The sequence below is a fragment of the Actinosynnema sp. NPDC023658 genome, from assembly GCF_040639995.1.
In the GTDB taxonomy this organism is placed as follows: Bacteria; Actinomycetota; Actinomycetes; order Mycobacteriales; family Pseudonocardiaceae; genus Actinosynnema.
Genome location: NZ_JBFAAX010001499.1, coordinates 1 through 1,036 on the forward strand (window position 1 = coordinate 1; position 1,036 = coordinate 1,036).

The 1,036-nt window shown below is 73.8% G+C and carries 1 protein-coding gene; it reads right to left on the reverse strand.

What is annotated here, in order from left to right; all coding sequences use genetic code 11:
- The coding region (locus AB0G02_RS42085; protein ID WP_360806747.1) for a tetratricopeptide repeat protein at positions 1-1,036 on the reverse strand (1,036 nt) is incomplete at both ends.

Consider the following 1,036-nt stretch of genomic DNA (forward strand, 5'->3'; position numbering starts at 1 on the left):
ACCGCGGATGGGCGCGACGGCCCGGTTCCCCACCGCCGCCGGGAACCGCGGGTCGACGGCCAGCGCGGCGTCGAGGTGCGTCATCGCCTCCTCGTGGCGGTCGCGCTCCAAGGCGACGGTGCCGCGCAGGGCGCGCAGCCGAGGTTCGCCGGGGCGCAGCCGCAGGCCCGCTTCGGCGTCCGCGTCGGCGGCGTCCACCACGCCCAGCGCCAGCGCCAACTCGGCCCGGCTGAGCCGGGTGTCCACGTCGTCCGGCTCCATCTCCAGCACGTGGTCGAAGTCGGCCAGCGCGCCGTCGACGTCACCGACCTGGAGACGTGCCGTGCCGCGGTTGTAGTACAGCTCCGGGAACGGCGGACCGAGGCGCACCGCGCGGTCGTAGTCGGCCAGGGCCGCGTCCAGGTCGCCGCGACGGCGGTGCAGCTTGGCCCGTTCGCTGAGGTAGTCGGTGTAGCGGGGGTCCAGCTCGATCAGGCGGGTGAAGCCCTCGGTGGCCTCGTCCACGCGGCCGAGCGCGGCCAGCAGGCGGGTGCGGTTGTAGAGCAGCTGCGACCGGTGCAGCACCCAGTCCTCGCTGCCCAGCTCGCCGTCCAGCCGCGCCATGCCGTCCTCGACCAGGCGCAGCGCGCGGTCGAGGTTGCCGCGGTGCATCTCCACCAGCGCCAGGCCGTTGGCCTGGAACACCTCGTACGTGCGGCGCTCGGCCGGGTCGGGCAGCTGCGACGCCAGCGCGTGGGCGTTGTTCTGCCAGCCGATCGCGGCGTCGTGGTCGCGCGGTTCGAAGAACCGCGTGTGCAGCATGGCGATGCTGTAGCTCGCGATCAAGTGCACCTTCGGGTCCAGGAACCGGGCGCGCAGGGGGATGTTCAGCGCCAGCGACTCCTCGTGCCGCCCGAGCGCCACCAGTGCCGACGCCGCGTGCTGCGCGAACCGCAGGTACTGCTTCGGGTGCGCCTCCGGGTCGGTCACCGCGCGACCGCGCTCACCGAGGTCCACCACGGCCGCCGAGAAGCCGACCTCCACGCACGTGCGGAAC